The 22,872-nt window shown below is 62.0% G+C and carries 15 protein-coding genes; all 15 read left to right on the top strand.

Going from position 1 to position 22,872, the window contains the following annotated elements:
• Positions 1-263: 263 nt before the first annotated feature.
• Positions 264-2,711: a right-handed parallel beta-helix repeat-containing protein gene (locus tag KI811_RS09920; protein WP_246551645.1), complete on the top strand. Its 2,448-nt coding sequence runs from the start codon at positions 264-266 to the stop codon at positions 2,709-2,711.
• Positions 2,708-3,403 (top strand): carboxypeptidase-like regulatory domain-containing protein, encoded by a 696-nt coding sequence (locus KI811_RS09915; RefSeq protein WP_214186319.1) that lies wholly within the window; start codon positions 2,708-2,710, stop codon positions 3,401-3,403. The genes KI811_RS09920 and KI811_RS09915 overlap by 4 nt, the downstream gene beginning before the upstream one ends.
• 61 nt (positions 3,404-3,464) lie before the next feature.
• Positions 3,465-4,025 carry a type 2 periplasmic-binding domain-containing protein gene (locus KI811_RS09910; protein WP_246551643.1) on the top strand — a complete coding sequence of 187 codons (561 nt, stop codon included), beginning with the start codon at positions 3,465-3,467 and terminating at the stop codon, positions 4,023-4,025.
• A gap of 26 nt (positions 4,026-4,051) precedes the next feature.
• On the top strand, positions 4,052-4,969 hold the full coding sequence (locus KI811_RS09905) for a cytochrome c biogenesis protein ResB (protein WP_214186317.1): 918 nt from the start codon (positions 4,052-4,054) through the stop codon (positions 4,967-4,969).
• Positions 4,970-4,993: 24 nt separating this feature from the next.
• A complete protein-coding gene (locus KI811_RS09900) occupies positions 4,994-6,907 on the top strand; it encodes a permease (RefSeq protein ID WP_214186316.1) in 1,914 nt (637 codons plus the stop codon).
• Positions 6,908-6,967: 60 nt separating this feature from the next.
• On the top strand, positions 6,968-7,288 hold the full coding sequence (locus KI811_RS09895) for a cupin domain-containing protein (protein ID WP_214186315.1): 321 nt from the start codon (positions 6,968-6,970) through the stop codon (positions 7,286-7,288).
• 22 nt (positions 7,289-7,310) lie between these two features.
• The gene (locus KI811_RS09890; RefSeq protein WP_214186314.1) at positions 7,311-7,625 is read left to right on the top strand and encodes a GeoRSP system PqqD family peptide chaperone; all 315 of its coding nucleotides are present in this window, start codon (positions 7,311-7,313) and stop codon (positions 7,623-7,625) included.
• Positions 7,615-8,613 carry a GeoRSP system radical SAM/SPASM protein gene (locus tag KI811_RS09885; protein WP_214186313.1) on the top strand — a complete coding sequence of 333 codons (999 nt, stop codon included), beginning with the start codon at positions 7,615-7,617 and terminating at the stop codon, positions 8,611-8,613. The genes KI811_RS09890 and KI811_RS09885 overlap by 11 nt, the downstream gene beginning before the upstream one ends.
• A gap of 36 nt (positions 8,614-8,649) precedes the next feature.
• Complete coding sequence (locus KI811_RS09880) at positions 8,650-9,516, top strand: GeoRSP system SPASM domain protein (RefSeq protein WP_214186312.1); 867 nt, start codon at positions 8,650-8,652, stop codon at positions 9,514-9,516.
• Between the two features lie 112 nt (positions 9,517-9,628).
• Positions 9,629-10,534, top strand: a complete 906-nt coding sequence (locus KI811_RS09875; RefSeq protein WP_214186311.1) for a phosphate/phosphite/phosphonate ABC transporter substrate-binding protein — start codon at positions 9,629-9,631, stop codon at positions 10,532-10,534.
• A gap of 132 nt (positions 10,535-10,666) precedes the next feature.
• Positions 10,667-11,206: a hypothetical protein gene (locus KI811_RS09870; RefSeq protein WP_214186310.1), complete on the top strand. Its 540-nt coding sequence runs from the start codon at positions 10,667-10,669 to the stop codon at positions 11,204-11,206.
• Positions 11,206-12,267 carry a YedE family putative selenium transporter gene (yedE, locus tag KI811_RS09865; RefSeq protein ID WP_214186553.1) on the top strand — a complete coding sequence of 354 codons (1,062 nt, stop codon included), beginning with the start codon at positions 11,206-11,208 and terminating at the stop codon, positions 12,265-12,267. The genes KI811_RS09870 and yedE overlap by 1 nt, the downstream gene beginning before the upstream one ends.
• 272 nt (positions 12,268-12,539) lie before the next feature.
• A complete protein-coding gene (locus tag KI811_RS09860) occupies positions 12,540-15,875 on the top strand; it encodes a CxxxxCH/CxxCH domain c-type cytochrome (protein ID WP_214186309.1) in 3,336 nt (1,111 codons plus the stop codon).
• A gap of 86 nt (positions 15,876-15,961) precedes the next feature.
• Positions 15,962-21,589 (top strand): cytochrome c3 family protein, encoded by a 5,628-nt coding sequence (locus KI811_RS09855; RefSeq protein ID WP_214186308.1) that lies wholly within the window; start codon positions 15,962-15,964, stop codon positions 21,587-21,589.
• Positions 21,590-21,873: 284 nt separating this feature from the next.
• The gene (locus KI811_RS09850) at positions 21,874-22,650 is read left to right on the top strand and encodes a substrate-binding domain-containing protein (RefSeq protein ID WP_214186307.1); all 777 of its coding nucleotides are present in this window, start codon (positions 21,874-21,876) and stop codon (positions 22,648-22,650) included.
• Positions 22,651-22,872: the final 222 nt, after the last annotated feature.

Raw genomic sequence — 22,872 nt, 5'->3', positions numbered from 1 at the left:
TGATGTGGTGTATGAAGAATATAGCGTAGTTATCACTATCGCCCGGCCAGGAAAGGAGGTGGGGTAAACCAATGAAAAAAAACAAGTACATTCGTCCGAGAATCGTAGGGAATGCTGTGGTTCATCCCTGCTGACAGACCCGGGAGTAGCTCATGAGGCACGGAGCAGATAGTGTTCCGTGCCTCTATTTTATTGAGGAAATATAGGCGTCTATGACATCCCCCAGGAGTTTGAATAAGGCTTTATCGTTTTGCTCGATTCTGATGCTTGTGCTCTGTGCTGTTTCTGCGCCACGGAATGCAGCGGCCGGCGTAATTGGAGCGGATACGGTCTGGCAGGGTGAGGTCAGCGTCACGGATGATATCCTGGTCCCCGCTGGGGTTACCCTTACCGTGCGTCGCGGCACGACCGTCAGGGTGGCCGCCGCGGAGAGTACCAAGACCGATCCGGAATACCTCTCACCACTAACCGAGATTACCGTCAGAGGACGGCTCGTGGTGGAGGGGACCGATGCAGCGCCGGTGCTTTTTTCGGGGGAAGGGAAGAAGACGGGAGAGTGGGCCGGCATCATCGTCGACCACGGCACCGCCACCCTCTTGGACTGCCGAATCACCGGCGCCGATGCGGCAATCACCGTCATCGACGGCATCCTCCGGCTCAAGGGGGGGACGCTCCAGGAGAACCGGTACGGCCTCACTGCCCAGGGGCGCACGAGCGAGGTCACCGTCGAGGAGAGCAGGGTGACCGGGAACGATTACGGTCTCTTCACCCTCCAGGGCGCCCGGGTGGTGACCCGGGGGACGACGGTAGCCGGAAACCGGAAGAAGGATACCCATGCCGCCGTGGCCCGGGAGGAGTGGCCGGTAAAGAGCCTTGCGCCCGTCGCAGGGCCTCCCGTGGGGAGGCGGTACCGGGATGAAGTGCTGAGGGGCGAGACGGTCTGGCAGGGGCGGGTGCAGGTGGACGGCATCATCCGGGTGCCCGAGGGAAGCCGCCTGGTGGTCATGCCCGGGACGATCGTCGAGTTCTCCAAGAAGGATACCAACGGCGACGGGATCGGAGAAAACGGCATCATGGTCCAGGGGCGCCTCGTGGCCAAGGGGACGCCTCGGCTTCCCATCGTCTTCCGGTCTGCCGAGGCCGGCAAGGCCATGGGTGACTGGGACTCCATCAACATCATGAACAGCGCCGGAGCCCAGAACATCATCGAGTACTGCCGCATCGAGCACGCCTACCGGGGGCTCCATTTTCACTTCTCCAACGTGGCTGTCAACGAATCGGCGTTGAATGACAACTATCGGGCCATCCAGTTCCAGGAGTCCGTCGTCGCCATGACGGGGAACACCCTCTGCGGAAACCGCAGCGGTGTCCAGGGGAGGGATTCGCGGGTCCTCTTCACCGACAATCTTGTCTGCGCCAACCTGATGGGGGGGAATTTCTTCCGGACCGAACTCACGGCCCGGGGGAACCGCTTCGTCGGCAACGCCAAGGAGGGATTGCGGGTCCGCGAGGGGGTTGCCGCCATCACGGAGAACCTCTTTGACGCAAACCGCTACGGTTTCCTGGTGGCCGACACCTTCTACGGCGAGATCAACCGCAACAGTTTCACCAACAACCTGGAGATCGGCATCTCCATGAAGAACGTCGACAACCTCCAGGTGCGGGGGAACGTCATCGCCGGCAACGGCTTCAGCGGACTCATGGTCCAGGATGCCCGGGCGGTCATTGGGGGGAACCTGATATCCGACAACGGCGAACGGGGGATCGGTGTTCAAACTTTTGACGGAGAAGTCAGCGGCAACAGTTTCATCCACAATGGCCGCTACGCCATTGACCTCGACGGGAAGAAGGATCTTGCCGCTCCGGGCAACTGGTGGGGGGGGGACGATCCCGAAAAGGTGATCCTCGACCGCCAGGACGATCCTGCCAGGGGAGTGGTCCGTCACGACGGGGAGATGAGCGAGCCGGTACCGTTCGCCTGGCCGCTGCCGTCCCTGCTGACCGATATCACCTGGCGCGGGGCCATGACCGTGGAGCGGCCCGTAACGGTGCTTCCCGGAGCGGTCCTGAGTGTCGCGCCGGGCACGACGGTGCGCTTTGCCCCCGAAGCCGGTCTTGCGGTGCGGGGAAGGCTTCTGGCCAAGGGCACGGCGGACGCGAAGATCACCTTCACCTCCCTGACGGGAAACGAGGCCTCGGCGTGGGACGAAGTGCTCCTTGAATACGCCACGGGGAGCGAGATCACCCACTGCGTGTTCGAGCACGCCACCTGGGGGGTCCACAGCCACTTCACGAATCTCTCGGTGAAAGACTCCCTCTTCTCGGGCAACTACGGCGGCATGCGGTTCCGGAGCGGGCCGGTGCGGATCGAGCGCTCCACCTTCAGGGGCAACACCATCGGCATCAGGTCCTACATCGGCAATGCGGTGATAACCGACAACACCATCACCGGCAATGAAACGGGGATCTTTGTCCGGGAGAAGGGGGGAGGGCTCGCCATTTCCCGGAACAACCTCGCCGGCAACAGCGGCTATGGCATTCGGGTCGGCGATTTCAACGACGAGGATGTGGATGCCCGGGGTAACTGGTGGGGAGATGGCGATCCTTCCGCCGCCATCTTCGACGGCCGGAATGAGCCGGGGATCGGCATCGTGCGGTTCGAACCCCATCTCAATGGACCGGTCGCGGCCGGCGTCGGAGCAACGCCATGATGCCGCGGGTGATGCTTCTCATCGCAACCCTTCTCTGGTGCTGCGTCGCTCCGCTCCTTGCGGCCGAACCCTCAACCATCAAGGCGACGATTCTGGACGTGGCCGGCAAGCCCGTGGCTGGTGCCAAGATCTTTGTCTACGACAGTGCCGATACGCGGCGTCCTGCCGATTTCATTTCCTCCCCGTCCGACCCCAAGGGAGAGATCATGCTCCAGGTGCCGCCGGGACGGTACTGGGTGGTGGCGAGGCTAAAAAAAGACGGCACCTACGGCCCCCTCATGCCGGGGGATAAGCATTCGGGTGAACCCTCGATCCTCGAACCGGCCGCCGGCGAGGTGCTCGCAAGCGAGTTCGTGGTGGCCGACATCCAGGATGTGGGGCGGAAGAAGCAGACCGTGGAGGCCGAGTCCCTTGTCCTGCGGGGGAGAATCGTCGATGGGAGCGGTAAGCCCGTTGCAAACGCCTACGTCTTTGCCGGGAGGACGAGTGCGGTGGGGGCGGTGCCCGAGTTTCTCTCGACCTGGAGTGACGGCAGCGGCGCCTATACGCTCTACCTTCCCGCAGGGGGGCGCTATTTTGTGGGGGCAGCCACGGCGTTTCCGCCTGATGGGCCGGTAAAGGGGCTTCGGGAGGTCGTACCCGAGGCGGGGAAAACGGAAATTGTCACGGATGTGACGCTTCCGGTACAGTAATTGAATAGTTGTCTGGCATGGCCCTATGGAGCCTGACCAGTTTACAGACAGAGGGTTGATGATGAAACAGATATGCTTGGTGGCCGTTGCGGTGGTATTCGTCGTGTGTGCAAACCTGAGCAATGCCTGCGTCGGCAGAACACTTCACATTGGCGTTGCCAACACGGCAGGTGACAGGATGCTGGCGGAAATGGTCTCGACCATGATCAGCGAGAGGACGGGGACCTCCGTGAAGGTGGATACCTTCAGGAATGCCCGGGAGGTCTATGATGCGGTGCGGCAGCGGAAGGTGAACATCATCATCGAGAGCCCGGAACATGCCCTCGCGGTCCTTGGCAAACCCAGCGAGCCCAACGGGAAAAAGGCCTTCGAGATCGTCAAGGGAGAGTACCGGAAAAACCTGAATCTCGCCTGGCTCGAACCGTTTGGCATAGCCCAGGGGTATGCGCCGGTCCTGACCATTGAAACCCTCGAAAATTATCCCGCTCTCCCGAAACTCCTTGCCAAGCTTGCCGGCGCCCTGAACAACGATGCCTATGCGCGATTGCTGAAATCATCGGACTCCGGCGACAAATCCCGGAAGGCGGCGAAGGAATTCCTGAAGGCCAAGAAACTTATCTGATAGTTGGGTTACTCACGTTGACTGACATGATCACCCGGGTGTACCGATTCCTTGCCTCCACGGAAGTTGCGGTTGCGTTGTTCCTGGCGGTTGCCCTCCTGGCGATTCCCGGCACCTTCACCGAAAACAGAGCCCTCTATTCCCATCCGGCGTTTCTCTGCCTCCTGGGGACACTGGCCCTGAACCTCGTCCTCTGCACCGTCCGCCGCTTCCGCTCCATTTCGGTGCCGGTATTGATCCTCCACCTCGGGGTGCTGGTGGTGGTGGGTGGTGCCATCGCGAGGGTGTTCGGTTACGTGGCGACCGTCAACGTCTATGAGGGGACCACGGTGGATACGGTCTACCGGTGGGACCTGAAACAGGATGCTCCCCTCGGCGCGGCGCTGACCATCAAGCGGATCAACCGGGAGTATTACCCCGTTCCGGTCCAGGTGGGGGTCCTCAGGGGGGCGGTGAAGGATTCCCTCCACACCCTGAAGACCGGCGAGAGTTTTGCGGTGGGTCCCTACCGCGTAACGGTGGATTCCCTCGAGTTTCCCGCCGAGGTTCTCAAACTCTCCGTTTTTCAGGAGGGAAGAGTGGTGGGCACCTGCGATACGGCGGGAGCAAGCACGCTTCCAGCCGGTTTCCCCTATGCCTTCAAGTTCGTGGCGTTTCAGAATCCGGTCCTGAAACGGTTGTGGGTCGACGTGTCCCTTTCCGGCAATTCCGCTCCCCTTGCGTCCGGTACGGCAGAGGTCAACGCTCCCTTTGTCTGGAACGGACTCTATTTCTACAATACGCAGGTTGATGTGGATAAGGTGGGCATGCCTTTTGCTGGTATTCAGGTGGTCCGGGATCCGGGAAGGCCCTTTGTTTTCGCAGGCTTCGTCATCATGGGGCTCGGGGCGATTCTGTCATGCGCCCGGCGGTTGAGGAAGGAACACCAGAAGAGAACGGTTTAGGATAGTCGACAGGGACGGGGCTCAATGGCACTAAAACTATTCGGATCAAAGCCCAAGGAGGCGTGCGAGGTTCACGGGCACCATGCGGGGTCGGGAAACCGGATGCTGATCGCCATGATCCTCATCTCTCTCTCCCTGGTGGTGTGGCACGTCTGGGTCACCGGCACGGGGGGGCGCCCGGCACTATCCGACGGCGCTCCGGTCTCGTTTCCCGTGCTGCTCGGAAGCGAGCTCTGGGACCTGTTTTTCAGCGAGCACGGCGTCATGGCCGAACTCCGGGATGTGCTCCCGTACTTTCTTGTCGGCATCCTCATTGCCGGGTACCTCCGCACGTACAAAATCGCCGTCAAGCTCCAGGCGTCCCTCCGGAAATACGGGGTCCTGAGTGTCTTTCTCGCCTCCTTCGTGGGGATCATCACCCCCCTGTGCGCCTGCGGCACCGTGACCACCGCCATCAGCCTCCTGGTTGCAGGGATACCGTTGGCTCCGGTCATGGCCCTCATGGTGACCTCGCCGCTGCTGAGCCCATCCACCTATCTTCTCACCCTGAACGATCTCGGCCCCGAGTGGACCGCCATCAGGACCATCTCCGCGTTCTCCATGGGTATCTTCGCCGGTCTCGTCACCCACTTCCTCAGCAAGCGGCCCGGGTTCCGGAAGAATGAGATCTTCATCGAGGGTGCCCTGGTCAGGGGTGATTTCCACGACGAGGATTACCCCGATGAGCGGTTGCGCTGCAACTGCCGGCGCAAGTTCGGCAACCGCGTCGCCGTCAGGACCGGGAACACGTTCCTCATCTTCCTGGCAAAGTCCGTGGAAATGCTCTGGGTGGTGGGGAAATACGTCATCGTCGGCGTCATCATCGGGGCCGTGGTCGAGCGGTACATGCCCCAGGAGTGGGTCTACCGCTTCTTCGGCCGGAAGGATCCCCTCGACATCCTCTGGGTGACTCTGGCGTCGGTGCCGATGTTCCTCCATCAGATCAGCGCCTCCAGCATCATCCATCACATCAAGGGTTCCCTGGGGGGGACCCTCGACGCCGGCGCGGCCCTGGCATTCATGATCGGCGGGCCGGTCACCGCGGTTCCCACCATGGTCCTCTTCTGGAGCTTCTTCCGGAAGCGGGTCTTTTTCCTCTACATGTTCGTCTGCCTCTCCGGAACGCTCCTCATCGCCTATACCTTCCAGGCTCTCCTGTTCACTCCCGGCGTCGATATCGGCAACCCGCTGCTGAAGGGGGTCGCGTCGCTGTCGGGGGGAGAGGCCGCCGCCATTGTCAAGCATGACACCAACGTGCGGATGGTCATGGACCCGGCGGGCAAGGGAATTGTCGCCACGTACAGCAATGCGGTCGAGGGGTGGGGGGGCGTCGTGTTCGACGGGGGGAAGGGGCGTTTCACCGCCGCCATGGACAACCGGCATGACAATCGGACGTACATCGGCAATATTGCCGACTGGCTTGCGGAGAACTCCTTCGCCGCGTCTTCCACCAGGATTCTCGTCTACAGCCTCGGCAGCGGTGCCGGCGATGACGCTTCGCTCCTGGGGGAAAAGGCCTTGGCCGAGTTGGGGAGCAAGGGGTACACTGTCAGAAGGGCAGGGAGGCGGGATGTCCCGCACCTCACCGAGGGGCTGCTTGCCGGCTACGGCCAGGTATGGCTCTTCTTCGCCGACGCTGCCGCTGGGCTGAACGATGCTGAGGTGAAACTGCTTGTGGACTTTAATGCAAAAGGTGGGGGCGCCCTGATCGTGCCGTCCCGCCCGCAGCCCGGTGACGCGAGCCTTCGGGGAGCGAATGCCCTTGCCTCGCGCTTCGGCGTCACCTTCGCTGGCGTTGCCGACAACGGTCCGGAGGTGCGGGTCTCCGCCGCGTCGGCGGTCCTCAACCGAAGCGCCGAGTGGCTCGGCTCAGTTCTGAAGCTCGTAAAGAAGGCCTGACGCGGGTGCCGCGGGCACTCCTTATTTCCAGGATGAAACCACCAATTCAGGAGGAATGGCATGAAATCACAGGTTCTTGACGTCCAGAAGCTTAAGAAGTTCACTGACGAAAAACGCCATCAGGAAACCATCTGGTCCGATGACCACGCCCGGGTGAGCCTCATCTGCATGAAGCCGGGCCAGGAGATCATCACCCATACCCACCACGGCAGCCACATCTGGATGGTGATGGAAGGGACCGGCGAGTTCCTCTCCGGCAAACAGGTCCAGACCATCACCACGGGGCAGATCGTCATCGTTCCCGCCTTCGAGGACCACGGCATCCGGAACGGCTCCCCTGAGAACCTCGTCATCGCCTCCATAACGGGGCAGGGAGATTAATACAGGAAGGCAGGTAGGCAGGATGCAGACGATTCATCGCAACCCCAACGTCATGTGGCGCGAAGAGGCCGATGCCCTGGCCCGGGTTCAGGAAGCCCTGGACCGGGGGGACGAGGTGGAGGAGACCGGGACTTCGGTCCTCTTCTCCGGGGGAGTCATGCTCTCCCTCAACTTTCTGGGGACCGAGATCTGGAAGCTCTGCGACGGCCGGACCATGGACGGCATCGTGGCGGAACTCCTCCCCCAGTTCGACGTGGAGGAGGCGGTGCTCCGGGAGGATGTCCAGGCCTTCCTGGACGAGCTGGCCGCCAAGGGGTTCATAACCTATGCAGAATGAGATTGTCCTTGAGGCCCCGCTCACCATCAACTGGGCCATCAACAACAGCTGCAACTTCGCCTGCCGCCACTGCTACAGCCGCACCGACACCCATGAGGAAATCCCCCGGGACGTCCTTCTGGCCTGCCTGGAGAAGGTGGCAAAGGCCGGGGTCTTCTCCGTCAACTTCGGCGGTGGGGAACCCCTTCTCCATTCCGGCCTCCTGGAGATCGCCCGCCACGCCAGCGGCCTGGGGCTGCGGGTATCCATGAACAGCAACGGCTGGCTCATTGACCGGGAGACTGCCAGGGCGCTCCGGGACGCCGGGTTCACCAAGGTGGGAATCAGCATCGACAGCCACATTTCCGAGATCCACGACCAGTTTCGCGGCGTTGCCGGGAGCCACGGCCGGGCCGTGGCGGCCCTGGGGCACCTGGCAGAGGCCGGCATCACCACCTCAATCTCCACGGTCATCTGCCGGATCAACCACACCGCCATCGACGACCTGGTGATCTTTGCCCGGGAGCAGAGGGCAGGGCAGCTCAACTTCCACAACTTCAAGTGCTCGGGACTCGGCCTTTCCCACAAGGACGAACTGGATCTGACGCCCGGAGAGTGGCAGGAGTTCTACCGCCGCGCCCTTGCCGCCAAGGAACGGGAGAAGGGGCTCGACATCTCCCTGGACGACCCGATCATCGCCCTCCTGGGTGCCCGCGACGCCGGAAGCCTCGTCAAGGGGAGCGTCTGCGGCAAGCTCTCCCTCAACATAAAGGCCAACGGCGACATGACTCCCTGCGGATTCATCCCCATTGTCATCGGCAATATCGTCCGTGACGACCTGAAGCAGGTCTGGCGCGATTCGCCGGTGCTGGAGAAGATGCGCAACAAAAAAGCGACGGGAAAGTGCTCCGGTTGCAGCAAGTACGAAGACTGCCTCGGCGGCTGCTCCGCCCGTGCCCTGGCCCTCACCGGCGACCTGAACAGCCCCGACCCCCACTGCTGGGCATAAACTCCGTTCATCCCCCCGTCGAATCAAGGATGATTCATGGAACTGGCATCACCCATCACCATCTACTGGGACCTCCCCTCCGACGCCGACGAGCCGTCCGGGCTCTTGGCGATCGCCGCCGACATCATCGCCTGCCGGCCCCTCATGGTGTGGATCACCGGCACCGCGCCGACCCTCCCCGACGGGTTCACGGGGGTGCTGGAGCAGTTCCGGGAAGGGTCGGTTTCCGTTATTCTCACGATTCCCCGGGGGGCCTTTGAGAGCGCCCGGGGCTTTGGCGAACAGGGACTGGTCAGGGAGCTGCTTCTTGCCGTTGACCGTGTGGATCAGCTCGATGCCGAGGAATGGGCGGAAACCGCATCGGTGGGGATATCCTTCGCGGTGACCTCACGGAACTGGCGCGAGCTCCCCGACCTGGTGCGCCAGTGCCCGGGTTATGGCATCACCCGACTTGTGCTCCCCATGCAGCGACTCTATGGCGACGAGCCCCCTTTCTTCCTCACCGTACGGGAGCAGCAGGAGCTGGCGGATGCCCTGGACTCAGCTGCTGGAGCGTCGAAGCTTACGCTCACCATTCACGATCCGTTCATCTGGCGGGCATTCAATCCCGGTGTCCCCTTTCCCCAGGGGGGGTGCCAGGCGGCAAACACCATGATCGCCATCGCTCCCGACGGCGGTGTCTACCCCTGCCCCACGCTGCCGGTCCGCCTCGGCACCGTCGGCGAGGCGTCCCTCCGGGAGATAATCGCCTCTGCGGCCAAGAAGGAGTTGCGGCAAAAGCTCCTGGAGCATCCCGGCGCCTGCAGGGAGTGCAAAGAGCTGGCGGAGTGCCGGGGGGGATGCCGCGGAAGGGCATACGTCGTGCATCAATCGCTGGAGGGGGAAGACCCCGCATGCTGGTAGGGGCGCAATGCCTTGCGCCCGATTTGGGCGTATGCAATACGCCCCTACGCCCGACGTTGCGCCCGTATCGCCGCCAGAAATCGACAACCGCTTCAAACATAGGAACCATCCAATGATACGTTCAACCCTGACACGCCTTTTTCTGTTCTCCCTTCCCCTGCTCCTCCTCGCCGGCTGCAAGGCAGAGGGAAAGAGGCCCGTCGTGAAGATCGGCTACATGATCTGCAACAACGAGGCAGAGACCATGGCCCGCTTCGTTCCCCTGACCCGTTACCTGTCCGATAAATGCGGCGTCGACTTCGTGGTGGTGCCGGTGGATACCCACGACTTCGAGAAACGGTTCAAGGCCGGTGAATTCACCTTTACCCACTCCAACTCCCTCATCTATGTCATCCTCCACGAGAACGAGGGGGTTGAATTGCTGGCTTCGGAGAAGCGGGGCAAATTCGGCTCCCGCTCCGCCGGGGCCCTCATCGCCCGCAAGGGGAGCGGCATCGAAAAGCTCGCCGACATCCGGGGGAAACGCCTCGCCTTCGGTCCCATGCTGGCACCCACCGGATATCTGGCCGAGTACGACCTGATGCTCTCCGCCGGCATCAACCCGGAGCACGACCTGGGGACCTATTCCATCCCCCCCGGTTCCTACAAGCATGAAAAGCTCATCTATGGCGTCCTCTACGGCAAGTACGACGTGGCAGCCGCGCCGGTCCTCGACCTGGAAACCATGACCCGGGAGGGGAAGATCGCTGCCGACGATTTCGTCATCCTCGCCCAGAGCAAGCCGATCCCCTACTGCACCTTCGGCGTGGCCAAGGGGACTGATCCGGCCCTGGTCAAGAAGGTGAAGGAAGCGCTTCTGGCCCTGAAACCCGACGACACCGCCGAGGTGGACGGCGAGCGGCTCAAGGTGCTGAAGGAGGCCTGGATCGACGGCTATGAAGAACTCCTCGACAGCGACTACGACCCGATCCGCGAAATGGCGAAGCGGGTCAACATGCCGCCGTATCAGAAATATTAACGCCAGGCTCCTGCGTGCCGGCGTTTTATCAGCAAGTAAGTCAGACAAAGGGACCCCCCTCAGTCCCCCCTACTCTGTAGGGGGGAAGCGAGCAAAGCGAGCAGGGGGGTGAACAGGTTTAGCAGAAACACCATGCTCAACGACACCTTCGACAAAATAACCTGGCTGCTCCTGGCCGTCGTCATCGCGGCTCTGGCAGCCCTTCTGGCCATGAACCACGGCGCGGGGGACGGCAAGGCCGCGGGTCTCGGCAAGGCGGTGGAGCGGGAGATGGCCTACCGCGCCCGCATCGAGCTGATCGGCAAGCTCTACGGCCCGGTGGAGGAGTTGCGCAAGGCGGGGAAAAACCAGGAGGCACTCCTGAAACTGGACGAGCTGATCCGGAAATACCCCGGGGAGGCCCACGGCCATATCCTCCAGGGGGAGATCCTCCGGGAGATGGGGGCACTGGACGAGGCGGTGGCATCCTTCGAGGCAGGGGTGAAGCTCAACGGCGACTACGTGGACGCGAAGAGCCCCCTGTCTCGGCGCGGCACGATCCAGGGGCTCGTGGACGAGGGCCTCAAGAGTGTCGGCGGACGGGCCGCAGCAAATCCCGGCAACCGGAGTCTGGCGGCGTCGCTGCGCAGGGTCAATTACCTCAAGAGCCGGCTGGCCGGGGGGTGCGAGTGATGTTGCGCGACCGGCATTTCTGGATGGTGGTGGTTGCCGGGCTTCTCCTGGGGGGGCTCGGGGCGCTCCTGGCGGTCTGGGGGAACCCGGAAAACTCGGGGATCTGTGTCTCCTGCTTCATCGAGAACAGCGCCGGAGCCCTTGGTATGCACGACAATTCCCGCATGCAGTACCTGCGCCCCGAACTGATCGGCTTTGTCCTCGGCGCCATGGCCAGCGCCCTCCTCTTTCGCGAGTTCCGTTCCCGCGGCGGGAGCGCTCCGTTGCCGCGGCTCTTCGCGGGCATTTTCCTCATGGTGGGGTGCGGCGTCTTTATCGGCTGCCCCATCAAACTCTTCCTCCGGCTGACTGCTGGGGATCTCACTGCCGTCGCCGGGGTCGCGGGGCTCGTGGCCGGGGTCTGGGCAGGGCTCCGGGGGCTTGCCAACGGGGTTGAGCTTGGTCAGCCGAGCCGGGGCCAGGGGCATGGCGGCCCGCTGATACCGGTCTTTTTCATCCTTCTCCTCTTTTTCCTCTTCGTTCGTCCCGGCTTCATCCTCTTCTCCACCCAGGGGAGCGCCGCCCAGCATGCCCCCGTCCCCATTGCCCTGGGGGCCGGCGTCGTGCTCGGTGCTTTGGCCCAGCGGAGCCGCTTCTGCATCACCGGGAGCATCCGGGACGTCTTCCTCATGGGGAAACGGACCCCCGCCCTCTGGGGGGTGCTCGCGTTCCTCGCCGCAGCGGTCGCCGCCAACATTGCCACCGGGAGGTACAACCCCGGCCTCCTTGGCCAGCCCGGCGCCCACCTGGAACACCTCTGGAGCTTTCTCGGCATGGGTCTCGTGGGGTGGATCTCGGTCCTCATCGGCGGCTGCCCGTTCCGCCAGCTCATCAAGGCCGGCGAGGGGGACGCCGATGCCGGTCTCGTGGTGGTGGGGATGTTCATCGGCGGCGCCCTGGTGCAGTCGTGGGGCATCGCCGCCACGGCGGCCGGTGTCTCCCTGGCGGGGAAGGTGGCGATCCTCGCGGGGTTTGCCTCCATCCTTGCCACATCCCTCCTGTTCCGCACACGGAGTATCTGAGCGGACGTTGGAATCCCGTCAAAAGGCGACAGCCGTCGCACGTCTTCCCTTTTTTTGACACCACAACTCAATTTATTGTCTTGGCAGGACGACACGCTAGTCGGTTCCTTGCGGGACGGAGAATGATTGCTGCATGTTTTGGATATGTGGAATAGAACTTGCTAATTTAAAATTTGCAAGAAACTACCGTGTACCTAGTGCATGCCGTGGTGACGTTTAGAGGCAGGGAGGCCGAAAGCAGGCAAATTAGCGGGTAATGCTGGAGGCATGATATGAAGCCAATAATAGCGGCACTGGCCGCCATGATTTCCGCGACGCTTCTGACGGTAACCATCGCCGGTGCCTCCATGCAGTGCTATGACTGCCACGGGACAAGCTCAATCGGGGATTACCGTCCCGTCGACGCCGCCTACCGCAATATCTCTACCGGCGGCTTCCGGGGGAACCACCAGACCCACATGGGAACCGGAGCCTCTTCCGCCAACTGTGCCCTCTGCCATGGCGGTGGGGTAACATCCTACCTGAACAGTCACCGCAACGGCCAGGTCTCCATCGCCGCAAACATTAATAATTCTCCCGCCACCGGCACCTACAGCCGCGGCACCTCCTTCGCCCAGAGCACGAATCCCACCCTTGGCACCTGCGCCACCGTCAACTGCCATTTTGAGGCCGCTACCCCCACCTGGGGAGCTGACCCCGCCCTGACCACGTGCAGCACCTGCCACGGCGCGGCGCCGGCCGACGGGAGCCATCCCGCCACATCGGGAAGCGGCAAGAAACATGGCGACTACTACGGCCTCACCACCAGCTCCTGCGCAAAGTGCCATCCCGACCACACCGCCGAGGCGAAACCCTTCGCCCATGCCACGAGCGCCGGCAACCGCGCCCTTGTCGTCGCCTTCATCACCGCGCCCAACAGCGGCTTTGGTCGCTACACCGGCAATACAAACTACCCCAATTACCTTCCGAGCCAGAGTCCGCCCCGCAACGGCACCTGCAAGAACCTCTACTGCCACAGCCCGGGGAACAAGGCGAGCAACGTTGACCTTCCCAACACCACCGCCACCTGGGGGGGAAGCCTCACCTGCAAGGGGTGCCACAAGGCGGATATCGCCTCGGGGAGCGTCATAACGAGCGGCAGCCACCAGAGTCACGTAAACGGCATGGGCATCGGCTACACCCAGATCAAGTGCGTGAAATGCCATGGGGCCACGGTCAACTCCAGCATGACGATCGTCAATACCGCCAATCACGTGGACAAGCAGGTGACGGTCGCCTTCAACAACACCTCTTCTGCCGCCAACGGCTCCTATAACGGCCAGCTTGCCAAACCGGCCACCCCGTCCACCAAGGTTCCCGGCTCGGCGACCGGCCAATGCACCACGGTCTACTGCCATTCAAGCGGCCAGGGGGATGGCGGCACCTGGCCACCCACCTACCAGACCCCCACCTGGGGAACCGCCAGCACCGGCCAGTGCGGCACCTGCCACGGCATCCAGACAAAACACGACGCAACGGGCTTTGGCTACGGAACGCCGACCCCCATGACCACCGGCAGCCACACGAGGCACCTCGTCTTCCAACTGGGGACCGGCAACGTCAGTGCTGAGCGCAAGTGCGCCGCATGCCATTCCTACACGCTTACCGGCTATTCACCCAACGCGTGCAGTTCCGCGTCCTGCCACACCGGCATGGTCCAAAAGCATGCCAACTATGAAATCAATGTGGGGATCCCCGACTTTTACGGGGCCACGGCCACCTACAACACCGCAAACCTCACCCCCGGCGCCGGCTACAGTTCCTGTTCCAACGTCTACTGCCACTCCGACGGCAAGGCGACCCCCACTGCCTACGCCACTCCTACCTGGGGGAACGCCGCCAGCGGCTCCTGCGGCACCTGCCACGGGGTGACGGCAGCCGCTCCTCCGGCCTCCACGCCCCACGTGAAGCACGTCGGATCGGCAAGCGTCTATCTTTACAAGTGCGCCCTCTGCCACAGCGGCAAGGTGCAGGTCACGGCCAACTCAACCGTTGCCCCGGCCTTCACCAACCTCACCACCCATGTCAACAAAATGCGCGACGTCAAGTTCGACGCCACGAGCCCCTTCGGCACTTACACGTCCGTCACCCAGAGCTGCCGCAACGTTTACTGCCACAGTGTCGGCAACACGAATGTTACCGCGGGAGCCCTTCCCGGGGTTTACGGCGGGAAAATCTATACACGTCAGACGTGGTCCGGTACGCTTTCCTGCAACGGCTGCCACGGACGTTCAACCGCCAGCGGCATGCCCGACTACACCAATGGCGGTGTTGGGACCACTGCCAACACCCATCCCAAGCATGTGACGGACTACAGCATCTCCTGCGGCGAATGTCACAGCAGAACGACGAAAAACGGCACCACGATCAGGACGAACTCTCCGAGCATCCACGTCAATACCTCGCGTGAAGTCTTTTTCAACCTGAGCAGCAACCTGTCCAAGCTCGGCTCCTACGACGCCGGCCAGAAAAGCTGCAGCTCGGTGGGGTGCCACAGCAACGGCAGAGGAACCTATCAGGTGGCCACATGGGGCGAGGCTGACGACTGCGGCTACTGCCATCCGCTTGCATCCCTTGGGGGAGCCCATGCCAAGCATGTCGATTTGACACAGGTGGTGATGTTCTACACGTACACTGCCAACAGATCCACGGCCGACGGCTACAACTTCGGCTGCTCCACCTGTCATCCCCTTGTGAACTCCAGCCACGTCATGGGCGGAACAATCGTGCTCGATCTGCGGCCGGGCATTGCCAATGTCGGCACGCTACGGGCCAAGAACAGAAATACCATCACTGCGTCAGGCCCGGCAGGGACTGCCAACGGCGGCACCACCGCCGACTCGGTATCCGGCAGTGTCGTGAAATGCCTCAATATCTACTGCCACAGCAACGGCTACGCCTCTAACCCGGTCTACGCCACCACCCCCAACTGGTATGGCGGCACCTTCGCCGGCGACAAGTGCGCCTCATGCCACGGCAACTCGCCGAATAGCACCATCGCCGGCTCCCCCGCCCACTACAACGCCGACTTTGCCGGTCCCGGCAATGCGGGGGGCCATGTGGTCGGCATCCATTACGACAACATCTTTACCGGCACCGTCGGCCAGGCCACTCCGGGGGCCCTTGGCACCAGCAGCCACGGCAACCCGGTGACCTCCACCAGCTTCAACTGCGATACGTGTCACTTTGCAACGGTTGAAGCGCGCAGCAATGACAAAAACGTGGTCTGCGTGGCCTGTCACAACGGCGCCAATCTGAGGGGTGACGCAACCATCGCCAACCATGCAACCCACGTCGACGGCACGCCGACAATCCAGTTTGACGCCATCCAGGTCCGCTCCAAGGCCCAGATGAAGGTGCAGATGAACTACACCACGGCCTTCACCAGGGTGGGGGGCTACAAGACATCGGGCGCCTACGACATCGCGAAGACGCCCCTTGATACGGCGACCATGTGGAACGGTGCGACTAAAACCTGCTCCAACGTGTCGTGTCACTTCAACAAGCCGATTTCGTGGACCAATACCGGCACGGCGTACAAGTGCCGCATCTGCCACGACGGTATGTAGGTTGGGAGCCGGTCTGTCTGTTGCGGACAGGCCGGCAGCACTGTCATTGCATCCAGCACAGCTTTCTTGCATAGAGTGAGGTCGTTATGGGAAAGGGTATATCTACAAAAAGCGGCGGGCGAACAATCTGGTCCGGGACAAGCCTTGTTGTTGCCATAACAATGCTTCTCTGCATGTGCATCGGCCAGGAATGGATCGCTCCCGCCACTGCCGATGCGGCGATTGCTGCCACGCAACTGACAAGCGCCAGCAGTAACACCGGGGCCACCTCCTACACCACGGCATCCATCAGCCCCACCGGCAACAACCTGGTGCTGGCCTGGGTCGCCAACTACCGTTCATTCGGGTCGGCCAGCACCCCCACCATGAGCGGCAACGGGCTCGCCTGGACCCAAGTGGCCACCCTGAACGTCAACGGCGCCACGACCCATCGCCTGACCCTCTTCCGGGCCATGGGCGCCTCCCCCACCACCGGCTCGGCAACCATCAGCTTCGGTGCCACGAGCCAGACCAACGTGAGCTGGAGCATCATCCAGTTCAGCGGGGTCGATACCTCCGGCACCAACGGCAGCGGCGCGGTTGTGCAGAACGCCATCAATTCGGCGACCAGTACCACCTCCCTGACCACCACTCTGGTGGGGTTTGATTCAAGCCTCAACGCAACAGCAGCCGGTTTCATGGTCACCGCCACTCCCGTCCCGACGGTCGAGGCGGGCTACACAGGCTGGTCGGCCTCCTCCACTAACACCTTCCTGAGGAGCGAGTTCAAGGCCGCGAATGACACGACGCCCAGTGCCTCCACTGCCGCCGCCCATAACTGGGCAGGCATCGGGGTGGAATTGCGGATCGCCAACGATTTGACCATTGGCAACGGCACGAACCCCGGTAACGCCAGCGCCTACCAGAACAGCATCGACAACGCCATCAACAGCTTCACCATGGCCATGTCCACGGAGACATCCCAGGTTTCGGCCCTGACCCTCACCAGCACCAACTCGGCCAGCACCAACGTATCGAATATCAAGATCTACCGTGACGCCGGCACCATCGGCACCTACGAGGAGGGGACCGATACCCTCATCCCCACCACGCTGTCGGGCCAGAGCGCAACTGCCGCCACCCTCACCTTTACCACGCCGGAGGATGTCACCACCTCGGCCCAGAACTATCTCATAACCTACGACATGGCAGGCGGAGCCACGGTGGGGAACACCATGACCGCGCGGGTGACCGCCGCAACGGGGAGCGTGGGAACCCCGACTTACAGCGACAGCGGCTCCGCCACCCTGACGGTGGCCACCGGCAACCTGACGGTGGGCAACGGCACCAACCCCGCCAGCGCTAACGCTTACCTGAACAGCACCAACAATGCCATCGACGCCTTTGCCCTTTCAGTCTCCGTCGGTACCGGCAAGGTCAGCACCCTGACCCTCACCAGCACCAACTCGGCAACCACCAACGTATCGGCCATCAGGGTCTACCGCGATGCCGGCACCATCGGTACCTATGAGGACGGAACCGATACCCTCGTGCCGACCACCATCTCCGGCCAGTTGTCAGCCGGCGCCACCATCACCTTCACCACTCCGGAAAGCGTAACCACCTCGACCCAGAACTATCTCATAACCTATGACATTGCCGGGGGAGCCACGGTTGGCAACACCATGACCGCCCGGGTAACGGCTGCTGCCGGAACCGGTCTCGGCACCATAAGCTACAGCGACAGCGGTTCCGCCACCCTCACCGTCGCCACCGGCAACCTGACCATCGGGGCCGGCACCAACCCGGCCAACAATGCCAGTTCCTACCGCGGGAACCCCTACGGCGTTGACGGATTCACCCTTTCCGTCTCGGCCGGCGTCGGTCAAATAAGCACCCTGACCCTTACCAGTACCAACTCGTCCACCACCAACGTCTCCAATATCTACGTCTACCGGGACAACGGCGTGATCGGCACCTTCGAACCGGGCATCGATACGCTGGTTCCGTCTACGGCTTCCGGCAGAACCTCAACAGCGGCTACTCTGACGCTTACGAACCCGGAGACGGTGACGACCACTCCGACAGACTACCTCATCGTCTACGAGATCGGCAATTCAGCCACCGTCGGCACCACCCTCACTTCCCGCGTCACCGCGGCGACCGGCACCGGCCTCGGGACCAAAACCTACAATGACAGCAGCTCCGCAACTCTGACAGTTGCCCAGAACAACCTGACCGTCGGCAACGGCACCAACCCCTCCAGTGCCAGCGCCTACCGCGGCTTTACCTATGCCATTGACGCCTTCACCCTGCAGATGTCAGCGGCAAACAGCACGGCTACCACGCTGACACTCACAACAACCAACTCGGCAATGACCAACGTTGCGGCGATTTATGTCTATTCCGATGCCGGGACCATCGGCACGCTCGATGGTTCCGACACCCTGATCCCGTCGTTGGTTTCGGGCCGGACCGCCACGACTGCGACCATTACCTTTGCCACGCCGGAACCGGTCCTTTCCGCCTCGGCCAAGACATACCTCATCGTCTACAAGATCGCGGATGGAGCGACGGTCGGCAACACAATGACCGCCCGGGTCACCGGGGCCGATGGTTACGTCGGCGTACCGACCTATAGCGATACCGGTTCCGCCACCCTCACCATCGCCCAGGGAACCCTGACGGTCGGTAACGGAACAAATCCGGCCAATGCCAACGTCCCCCAAGGCTCCACAAACAAGGCGATTGACGGCTTCTCGCTGGCCATGTCCGTGGGAGCGTCGGGGAAAGTTTCGACCCTCACCCTGACCAATACGAACTCCGCCGCCACAAATGTATCGAACATCACGATATACAGTGATGGCGGGACGGTGGGAACCCTTGACGGGTCGGATACGGTCGTCCCGAGCACGTACACGATCACCTCGGCAACCGCCGCCACCATCGAGTTCGAAACCCCCGAGACGATCACCTCCGTCGCGAAGAACTATCTGATCGTCTACGACATCGCCAACGGAGCCACCATCGGCAACACCCTCAGCTCCCGTGTCACCGCTGTGACGGGAGTCGGCCTCGGCACCCCCACGTATAGCGATGCCGGGTCTGCCACCCTCACCGTAACCGCCGGCATCTGCACAAGGAGCGCGCCGAGCGTCACGGTGGACACCGGGTCGGCACTGACCTACGGCTACACCCGGGAAGGGGCCTCCAAGGTGTATACTCTCACCGTGTCCAACAAGGACAACCTTTTCTGTTCCGATTCCACCTTCACCCTGGGGATCGGTTCCGAAACCGGTACTACCGGCAGCTTCAACCTGCCATCAATCCTCGGCGTCACCTCAACCGGCCCGCTGTCATGGGGCACTTCCTACAGCACCACCTTCACGGTGTCCGCCAAATCGACCGGCGTGATCCCGGACAACATCACCTCGACCATCAACGTGACTGACGCCGCCAATCATGCCGCCCAGCCCGGATCAGCAGTGGTGAAAACCTATGTCAACGATCCGATGATGCACAACAGCATCACCACCGGCTCCGCCAAGTGGTCTGGATCCTGGGGGATCACCGGCGGGCAGTACGGCGCGTTCGATTGCACCACCTGCCATGTGCCGAAGAGCACCAACATCGCCCGGGTAAAAACAACGGTTGCAGCGCCGGGCGGCGCGGTGGTCTTCCAATCCAAAAACAGCACCAACAGCTTCGCCACTTACTCCGCGGCCACGTCCTCCTCTCAGCGGATCTGCGAGACCTGCCACACTGCCACCACGTATCACCGGGGGACCCTGGCGAGTATCGTCAGCCACGAAAATGAGGCCCAGGCCCGTGACTGCTCCGTCTGCCACAGCCACAAGAAGGGCTTCAAGCCCATAGGCGGCTGCACTAAGTGCCATGCCTACCCGCAACGCAACAGGGTGGCGGTGTTCGGGCAGTTCACCGCCGGCAATTCCCACCATATACAGGGTGTTACCGTCACGGACACCCTCTGCTATCAGTGCCACTGGGAGGCGAACAGCGACGGTACCGTCAACCTCACCTATCATGGCGGCTCGAAAAATACCGCCTATCCGGTGGACCTGGTCATCACGAAGGGCTCGCGCCCCACGGTATTCAAAAACCTGTCATCGGCCGTCCAATACACTGCCAACGGAACCAGGACCCAGATTGGCTCCATCAATAACCACTGCCTCGGCTGCCACAGCGACAGCGGCAATGCCCTGCAACCCTTTGGCGACGGCAATACCCCCAAGCAGTACGCCTGGGACGGCACCAGCGTCAATGCCCGCTATTCCCAGGCCGGCAAAACCGCATGGGGCAAATTTGCCAGCAGCTCGAACAATGTTACCCCGAAGGATACGGTCACCAAGGCCTTCTCGGCCCACGGCAAGGCAGACAAGAACTCCCGCGGCTTCGGCCATGACGTTGCCGGGGCAACCACGGAAGACTGGGGAAACAACAGCGGCGACGTGAGTGTGGCCTGCTATGATTGCCACAACTCCCATGGCTCCAGCGCCGGGAGGGCAGCCAACGTCAGGACGAGCAACTATTCCAGCGCCACCGGCAGATACAAGGGGGCGCTCCTGAAGGAGACCATTGCTGGCAAGGGGGGGTACACCGTCAGCTACAAGCCGATTGGCGGCACCGGCACCAACCTCGCCTATGAGCCGGGGGCTACCCTCTGCTTCGATTGCCACAACAGCGCCGCTGCCGGGACTGCCCTCAGCAGGTCCGCCGGCTACAGCGCTCCATGGGGGTACAGCGGCACCTATGGTTCGACCAAGGCGATCGCGGGATACTGGGATACCCCCTATTTCGACAGCGGCACCTTCCCCGCCACGGTCAGGTATTCCTACAAGGGAGGCAACGGCTCCAACAAGGGGGGACACTTCGGTAAATCATCCCCCATGAATACGACCCCCATGGGTCAGATCAACGGCCTCTGCACGCCGTGCCACGATCCCCACGGGGTCAGCCCCACCATTGCCAACCAGACCTATGCGGTGCCGCTTCTGAAGGGGACGTGGGTCACCTCTCCCTACCGGGAGGATACCGCTCCCTTGGCCGTAAACGAGCAGAGGGGCGGCTCCAGGAGTCACAGCCCGTCGAGCCCTGCCTACAGCGCGGCCAGCACGCCGGGCTACAACCTCGACCAGAACACCTTCCAGCCGGGGAGCACCTACTGGGCCTTCAGTGCCGCAAGCGGACTGCAGACCCTTGCCGACACCCAGTTTGCCGGTCTCTGTATCCAGTGCCATCCCAAGGCCGACATCGGCCCCGGCACCAGCGCCAATACCAGCGCCACCTGGAAAACCATGGATCGGGTCCACAATACGGTCCAGGGATGGGGCTCCATCGGCGGGAACAACACCAACCAGGCCCACGCCTACACCTGCTCCAAGTGCCATGCGCCCCACAACACCCGTCTCCCCCGGCTGCTGGTGACCAACTGCCTTGACTTTAAACACCGGGGGCAGGTTGCCTCCGGCGCCACCTTTGGTGCGTGGTCCGACAGCGGTTCCAGAGGGAGCGGCGGCGGCCGTGGTCCCATGGGAGGTGGTGGAGACGGGAATGATCCGCAAGCCTCCACTCAGGGTCCCTGGTTCTTCAGCAAGAACAGTCCGCCTGCCCAGAACCAGACCTCCAATATCCGGACTTGTCACAACGTCTCCACGGCAGGGGGAGCAGGCACCACCGATTCGTTCCAGCTCTGGAACACCAAGACGCCGTGGTAGCAGGAGGAAACGAAGGCCTTGATGATTTTCGTGGGAAATATGCCTGATACATGTGCCGCCGGCGACGTGCGGAGAAAGGAGAAGGGGAGATGAAAAAGCGCACCTACGTGAAACCACGGGTGGTCGGTTCAGCTAATGTTCATCCCTGCTGAAAACCGATGTGTAGGGCGAGGTGGGACCAGAAGTAGTCCCGCCTCGCTTTTTTTGTTGATGGTTGCCTCGGCTGTCATGGGGTATCCTCTTTTGTAGTAGCGGCACAGCATGAGATTCAGGAGGTGATGGCTATGTTTGGACGGATACACAGGGGATTGATCGCGTGCATGGTTGTGGTGATCGCGCTGGTCGTGGCCGTGCCGACTGCCCGGTCGCAGGAGGTCAGAATCGCCGGGGGAGGCGTCCCCGTTAACGACATCCTGAAACCCCTTGCGGAGCCGTTCAAACAGGCGACAGGGACCACGCTCGTGGTCATCAGTGAGAAGAGCGCGGAGGCTCTGCTCCAGAAATTGATGAACAAGTCCGCGGATGCGGTCGCGACCAGCCTGCCGTCGGAAGAATTCCTGGGGGGAGCGAAAGCAATCGTGAAGCTCGGGAAAGATTCGCTACGGACGACCGTGATTGCCCAGACTCCGGTATCCGTTGTGGTGGGAAGGGATAACCCTGTGTCCAAACTTTCCCGCGATCAGTTGAAGGGAGTCTTTGCCGGCACAATCCGAAACTGGAAGGAACTCGGAGGGGAGGATAAACCGATTCGCATCATCCGCCCCTGGGGGTATCCGATCATGAGCGCCTTTCGCCACCAGGTCATGGATGCAGAGCAGTACGCCTCCACAATGACCAGATCACGCAGTTGGGAAGACGCCCGCAAAGCGGTCGGCGATGCAGCCGACGCCATCACCATCCTTCCCGCAACGCTGGCGGACCAGTCGGTCAAGAAGCTTGAAACCCCTGAAATTCTCCAGTCCGATACGATACTCACCGTGGGGGACCCTTCGCCGCTTGTACAGAAATTCATTGATTTCGCCCGTGGAGAAGGCCGAAAGCGTATCATCCTGAACCATTGAGCACCCCTGGATGCCATTTGAATCAACGGCACGCATTGGGCGCGAGCTGTTGATCTGGCTGCAGACTCGCGGTTAAGAGCAAGATAAAGAAGTGCCCCCCAAGGCCGTACGCCCCCCTCATGCCCGCCAAATAATCATACATTAAAATTGTATCATATTAATTTCTTTGAATTTTTTCCTTTCGGGCGGTGTTCCTCCGTTTCTTGGCACCGCTCTTGCCAT

Source organism: Geobacter hydrogenophilus, assembly GCF_018501225.1.
Lineage (GTDB): Bacteria > Desulfobacterota > Desulfuromonadia > Geobacterales > Geobacteraceae > Geobacter > Geobacter hydrogenophilus.
This window is presented reverse-complemented; position numbering and strand designations above follow the sequence as displayed.